A 6,473-nucleotide genomic window follows, 5' to 3' on the forward strand; every position below is an offset into this window, starting at 1 on the left:
CCGCCTGTCGGATTCATGTCGGACGTATGTCGGACGAGCTTGGTCTCATGACGGCATGACGCAACTCGACACGAGCCCCGAGGCCTCCCCGCCCGCCATCCGGGTGCGGGGAATGGTCAAGCACTACGGCGGGACCAAGGCACTGGACGGCGTCGACCTCGATGTTCCCGAAGGCACCGTCCTCGGAGTGCTGGGCCCCAACGGTGCCGGCAAGACGACGCTGGTCCGCTGTCTGTCCACCCTCGAGCGGCCCGACGCGGGCACCGCTGTGGTCGCCGGGTGCGACGCGGTGAACGACCCCGGCGGGCTGCGCCGCATCATCGGCCTGACCGGCCAGTACGCCTCGGTCGACGAGAAGCTGTCCGGCTGGGAGAACCTCTACATGATCGGGCGGCTGCTGGACCTCTCCCGCAAGGACGCCCGGCGTCGCTCGGACGAGATGCTGGAACGGTTCTCCCTGACAGAAGCGGCCAAGCGGCCCGCCAACCAGTACTCCGGCGGCATGCGGCGACGGCTGGACCTCGCGGCGTCCATGATCGGGCAGCCGGCGGTCCTCTACCTGGACGAGCCGACCACCGGCCTCGACCCCCGCACGCGCAACGAGGTCTGGGCGGAGGTCCAGCGGATGGTGGGGGAGGGCGTCACCGTCCTGCTCACCACCCAGTACATGGAGGAGGCCGAGCAACTCGCCGGCGAGCTGGCCGTCATCGACCAGGGCAAGGTCGTCGCCAACGGCGGGGTGGACGAGCTGAAGGCGAAGGTCGGCGGCCGGACGCTCAGGATCCGCCCCTCCGAACCGGCACAACTCTCCGCCATGCAGCGGGCGGTCAACGAGTCCGGCCTCGACACGATCGCCGGAGCGCACACCGCTCCGGAAGAAGGCCTGCTGTACGTCCCGATCCTCCACGACGAGCACCTGACGGCGGTGATCACACTGCTGGGCGCGCGCGGCTTCGGCATCGCGCACATCAGCACCCACCTTCCGAGCCTGGACGAGGTGTTCCTGGCGATCACCGGACAGAAGTCCACCTCCGCCCTCTCCGACGAGTCCGCGGACCGGGCGTCCGACACCGTTCCCGAGGAGGTCGCGGCATGAGCACTGCGACGCTTTCCCGTTCTTCGTCCACCGCTCCGTCCTCTCCTCCGAAGCAGGGCACCGGTGGCCGGAAGCGGATCGGCCTGCGGTCCAACCTCCGGCACATCGGCGCCCTCACCCGGCGCAACGTCATGCAGATCAAGCAGGACCCCGAGTCGATGTTCGACGTCGTACTGATGCCGGTCGTCTTCACCCTGCTGTTCGTCTTCGTCTTCGGCGGCTCGGTGGGCAAGGCGCTGGGAGGCGACAGCGACGCGTACGTCAACTACGTCGTGCCGGGCCTCATGGCGATGCTGGGCATGAACATCGCCATGGCTGTGGGCAGCGGCGTCAACGACGACTTCCAGAAGGGGGTCATGGACCGGTTCCGGACGATGCCGATCGCCCGGTCCTCGGTGCTGATCGCGAAGATCGTGGTCGAGTTGGGCCGGATGATGGTCGCCATCGTCGTCCTGCTGGGCGTGGGCTTCGCACTCGGGCTGGAGATCAAGACCTCGGTGTTCGGACTGCTCGCGTCCGTGGGACTGTCCGCGGTGTTCGGCTCCTCGTTGATGTGGGTCTTCATCCTGCTGGGGCTCACGATGAAGAACAACCAGACCGTGCAGGGCATGGGGCTGCTGGTGCTGATGCCTCTGCAGTTCGGGTCCTCCATCTTCGCCCCGCCGTCCTCGATGCCGGGATGGCTGCAGGCATTCACGGACTTCAACCCGCTGTCCAACCTCGCGGACGCGGCGCGCGGCCTGATCAGCGGTGGGCCGGTCGCCCACTCCGCGGTCGTGACCCTGGCCTGGGCAGCCGCGATCACCCTGCTCACCGCACCGCTCGCCGTCGCCAAGTTCCGCAGCAAGACGTGAGCCCCGCCCCGCACCGGCGGGGCGGTCAGACAGCTGCCAGGGAGGCTGCCTCATCCACCGTGAGGCAGCCCCCTTCGGCGTACAGCGTCCAGTAGGCGGCGTCCGCCAGGCCGGCCCGGACAGCTGCCTCGGCGTTCGCGTGCGAGGTGCGCTCCTGCGCGGCGGGGGAGTAGCCGGGCGGCAGCAGGGCGTCGGCCGCCCCCAGCAGGCGGGCTGCGTTCGCGACCCGGTCCGTTCCTCCCAGCCCGGCCAGCGCCCGGGCCATGGTCATCAGGTGGACCGCAGGCATCTGCGGCGCGACCAACGCGCCCAGCGGGTCCCGTGCCCGGTCCAGTGCTTCCCGTGCCCGGTCGAGCGCGTCTGCGTAACGACCGTCGAGATTGGCTGTCCAGGCCAGCAGCCCGTGCACGAGTCCCTCGAACATCGCGAGGCTGGAGTACCTGAACGTGCCGAGCAGCCGCTCCAGTTCGGCACGCGCCTCCTCGGTCCGACCGGTGCGGTTCAGCCGGACGGCCAACGTCATCCGCGCGGCGGGCTCGACCATGTGACTGTGCCGATCGGCCTCGGCGAGGACCTCACGGAGCAGTGCTTCGGCCTCCGCGTCCTGTCCCGGCTCCGTCATGACGCCCGCCAGACGGGTCTTCAGCACGGCGGCCTGGGAGAGCGCGCCCAGTTGCTGCGCATGACGAACCGCGGCGCGGAAGTCCTTCGCCGCGCGGACGTCGTCACCGATGCGCTCATAGGATTCGCCCCGGACGGACAGGGCCTCCGCCGCACCCCAGGAATCACCGAGCCGGGTGAACAGCGCCAGGCTCTCATCGGCGTCCCGGGCCGCCTCGGCGGCCTTGTCGCCCCGGTTGGCCAGCATGTTCGCCCGCAGTTGGAGGGCTGAGGCCAGATCCCAGTCGTCACCCAGCGAGCGGCAGGACCGGGCGGCAGGATCCGACGGCCTGGTCGACGAGCCGGAACAGGCGGCCCGGATCGCCCGTCAGCATGACCGCGTGGATCCACAGGACTCCTGGAGTGCGGCAGGTCTGTGGCACACCCGGCGAGTAGACCTCGACGATCCGGCCGCAGTACTCCACCTCCTCGGGCATCGTCCACTTGTCGAGCTCATGGCTCATGGAGGCGAGATGGATGAGCCGGACACCGCGTCGAGCCTCGATGAGCACATCCGGACCCATGGGCGGTGGGGCGTCGTTGCACCGCTCGTGAAGCGGCACGGCGGGCGCCGCCGGGGCGGCGAACGGGTCGGGTCCGAGCGCGGCGACGGCCGCGGACCAGTGCCTTGCGTCGGCGCGCAGATCACGGATCTGCCAGTACCAGGCGAGGGCGTGGACCAGGCACAGCGCCTCGTGCTCGTCCTCGGCCGCCACCGCCCTGCGCAGTGCGGCCCGCAGATTCTCGTACTCGTTCTGGAAGACCGCGATCGCCGCCCGCTGTCCGTGCCCGCGCAGCAGCGGGTCGGTACGGCGGGCCAGTTCCCGGAAGTGGCCGAGGTGGCGGCGCTCCACCTCGGCCCGTCTCCCCGACTCGTCCAGACGCTCGGCGCCGTATTCGCCGATCGTCTCCAGCAGCCGGTAGCGCATGCCGGTCCCGGACGACGCCGGCGCTGTCGCCACGACCAGCGACTTGTCGACGAGTGAGCTGAGCAGACCGAGCGCGTCAGGCCCGCAGACCGCCTCGACCGCCGGCAGGTCGCAGTCCCCGGCGAACACGGACAGTGCGCTCAGGGCCGCACGTTCCTCGGCACCGAGCAGGTCCCAGGACCAGTCGACGACCGCGCGCAGGGTCTGCTGCCGAGGCAGTACGGTCCTGGCCCCGCCGGTCAGGAGCAGGAAGCGGTCGTCGAGCCTGTCCGCGATCTGCCGGGGCGTGAGTATCCGCAGCCGTGCGGCGGCCAGCTCGATGGCGAGGGGCAGTCCGTCCAACCGGCGGCAGATCTCGGCGGCGGCCTCAGGATCGTCCTCGGGCCGGAAGTCGGGACGTGCGGCCTTACCGCGTTCGGTGAGCAGCCGCAGGGCCATCGGGCCGGGCAACGGCTCGACCGGGCGCAGCACTTCCCCCGGCACCCCCAGGGGCTCACGGCTGGTGGCCAGGACGGTCACCCCTGGGCACCGGGCCAGTATCTCCTCGGTGAGCAGGGCCGCCGCGTCCACGACGTGCTCGCAGTTGTCGAGCAGCAGCAGCATTCTCCGTCCGCCGCAGTGCTCGGTCAGCCGGACCAGCGGTGCGTCCCCGCTGCCGCGGTCGACGGCGCGCAGTTCCTCGGTCTTCGCGCCGGGCAGCATCGTCTGACGGGCGCCGAGAGCGGTGAGTACGACCTCGGGCAGGGTGGACGGGTCGGCTACGGGAGCGAGTTCGACGAGCCACACTCCGTCCGGCCAGCGCCGCTCGGCATCGGCCGCCTCCGCTGCCTCCATGGACAGCCGGGTCTTGCCAGCCCCGCCGGGGCCGAGCAGGGTGACCAGCCGTGCCCGCGCGAGATCGGTTCCGATGGACGCGATGTCGTCCTGCCGCCCGACGAAACTGGTCAGGCGCGCCCGGAGCCTCCCGCCGGACCTCTGGGGCTCCTCGAAAGGCGGTTCCTGACCGGCCGGAGTGAGCAACTCGACGTGCAGAGAACGCAGTTCCTCGCCCGGGTCGGCGCCAAGGCGTTCGGCCAGGTCGCATCGCAGCGTCTCGTACGCGTCGAGTGCCTCAGCCGTTCGGCCGGTGGCCCGCAGCGCCCGCAGCCGCAGCGCCTGAAGGGGTTCGTCCAGCGGGTGTTCGTCGCACAGAGCCATCAGCTCGGGCGACGCCTCCTCGGCACGCCCGAGCGCCAGCAGCGCACCGAGCCGCTCCCGACGGGCGGCGAGCAGCCGGGTGCCGAGCCGCCCGGCGTCGGCGCTGTGCTCGGGCAGATCGGCGAGGGCGGGCCCGCCCGGCCACAGTCCGAGGGCTTCATCGAGGAGGGCGAGGGCGGCCGCCGGATCGTTCGCGGCCAGGGTGCGGGTGCCTTCACGGGCCAACTGCTCGAAACGGTGGGCGTCGATGTCGGCCGGAGCGGCACGCAGCGCCCTTCGCAGCCTGCCCACGAGCGCGTGAAGGGCACCGGCCGCGTCGGCGGGGGGCGTGTCCACCCACACGGCGTCCACGAGGGCCGGCACCGGGATGCTGTGTCCCGGCCGCAGGGCGAGGGCGGTGAGCAGCGCGCGCAGCCGGGCCCCGCCGACGGCGACGGGGGTTCCGTCCTCGCGGAAGGCACGGGCGGGGCCGAGAATCTGGTAACGCACGCGCCCATTCTCCCGGATGCCTTGGCCGGGGGTGCGCAAGAGCCTGAACTGAAGCTTTCCGACGTCGCTTTCGTCACTCATCGCCCCATGGACGGGGCATCGGCCGATGGGTGGGGGCACCGTCCGGCGGACGGACGGGGCACCGACCGACGGACGCAGACGCGCCCGACGGATGTAGCGCCTGCGCCGTGTGCGCAGCACCGCCCGGCGGGCGCAGCGCCTGCGCGGTGGAGCGGGGCGCCGCCGGACCGTGCCCGCTTCCGACCGTCGACCGCCCGGAGCCTCATCCGTCACGAACTCCCCGCGGCCGGGGACAAGCAGGTTCCCGCACACGGAACCGCCGCTGACCCGAGCCCCACGCGGCGGGCACGGAACCTTCCCGTCGGGGGGCCTGCCTGACGCCTCGGTGGCGAATTCCGCGGTAGGCGACGGCTTTGCCCTGTCAGCAGATCTCGCCCGGGGAAGCCGCTGTGGCCTTCAGCAGGTCACGCACCAGGTCGAAGTCGATGCTCCCGGGCTTGCGGAACCGCAGGCAGCCCTTGCCCACGTCCTGGCGGGACAGCCGCTCATCGAACGCTTCCCTGACGTCGCTCCGCACGAGGTGAACGAGATGTACTGCTTCTGACGCGCGAAGGCGATCTCCGCGACCCCGGCCACGCTCGTACGCGGGCATGCCGTACGCCATGACCTCGTCGAACCCCTCGTGCTCCGCACGGCACGGCCGGCGCAGTCTGCTCAGGGCAGCCCTGCGGTCCTCCGGCACCTCAGCCAGGTGTCCGTCGACGTCTTGCGCCCCGCTTCGCACTTCAGTTCCAGCGTGACGCCGGACTCGCGCTTGCGCGCGACCCGCACGACGTCCTCGCGGAACTCCTTGGGATACGGCTTGGGCACTGCAACATCCTTCCAGGCCGCCTCTCAGCAAGCCAGGTCAGGTGTCACCTACCCGGGCAGCGGTCCCGACTTCCGACCCCTGAATACAGAGCGGCATAATCGACTCACTTTCAGCGACTGGTGCATGTTCAAGACGTGGCGCGAGGAGTACCGGCTACCCAGGCGGTCAAACGGCAGATCGAGCTGGAGCGGTGGGAGCAGGACAAGCGGTGGCGGGAGGAGGACCGGGCCGCGCGGCAGAAGGCCACAGCGGAGAACCTCGCCGATTTGACCGTGCACTACGAGAACGTGAAGGTGGCCATCGGCGTCTCGTACCTGTCCCTCGTCTGCCATGAGGACACCTGGACCTTCGGCGGA

4 protein-coding genes and 2 pseudogenes are annotated in these 6,473 nt (G+C 70.9%); 3 read left to right on the forward strand and 3 right to left on the reverse strand.

The genetic code is table 11. The annotated features are described in order from the left end of the window. Positions 1-55 precede the first annotated feature (55 nt). Together IH13_RS0125380 and IH13_RS0125385 are read left to right on the forward strand one after the other, a co-directional pair. A complete protein-coding gene (locus IH13_RS0125380) occupies positions 56-1,096 on the forward strand; it encodes a daunorubicin resistance protein DrrA family ABC transporter ATP-binding protein (protein WP_031088197.1) in 1,041 nt (346 codons plus the stop codon). Then, a complete protein-coding gene (locus IH13_RS0125385) occupies positions 1,093-1,950 on the forward strand; it encodes an ABC transporter permease (RefSeq protein WP_031088199.1) in 858 nt (285 codons plus the stop codon). The genes IH13_RS0125380 and IH13_RS0125385 overlap by 4 nt, the downstream gene beginning before the upstream one ends. A gap of 25 nt (positions 1,951-1,975) precedes the next feature. Here IH13_RS0125385 and IH13_RS38340 read toward each other — a convergent pair. The 3 genes and pseudogenes from IH13_RS38340 to IH13_RS43565 form a co-directional block, all read right to left on the reverse strand. Continuing rightward, positions 1,976-5,225 (reverse strand): annotated as a pseudogene (locus IH13_RS38340) (ATP-binding protein). 442 nt (positions 5,226-5,667) lie between these two features. Further along, entirely contained in the window at positions 5,668-6,030 is a 363-nt protein-coding gene (locus IH13_RS38345) for a DUF1801 domain-containing protein (protein ID WP_324605197.1), read from the reverse strand. Beyond that, complete coding sequence (locus IH13_RS43565) at positions 5,961-6,116, reverse strand: hypothetical protein (protein ID WP_158791298.1); 156 nt, start codon at positions 6,114-6,116, stop codon at positions 5,961-5,963. The genes IH13_RS38345 and IH13_RS43565 overlap by 70 nt, the downstream gene beginning before the upstream one ends. A 135-nt stretch (positions 6,117-6,251) precedes the next feature. On the opposite strand from IH13_RS43565, the pseudogene IH13_RS0125405 reads away from it, so the two are divergent. After that, positions 6,252-6,473, forward strand: a pseudogene (locus IH13_RS0125405) (hypothetical protein); the annotation flags it as partial.

This window comes from Streptomyces sp. NRRL WC-3549, assembly GCF_000721935.1.
In the GTDB taxonomy this organism is placed as follows: Bacteria; Actinomycetota; Actinomycetes; order Streptomycetales; family Streptomycetaceae; genus Streptomyces.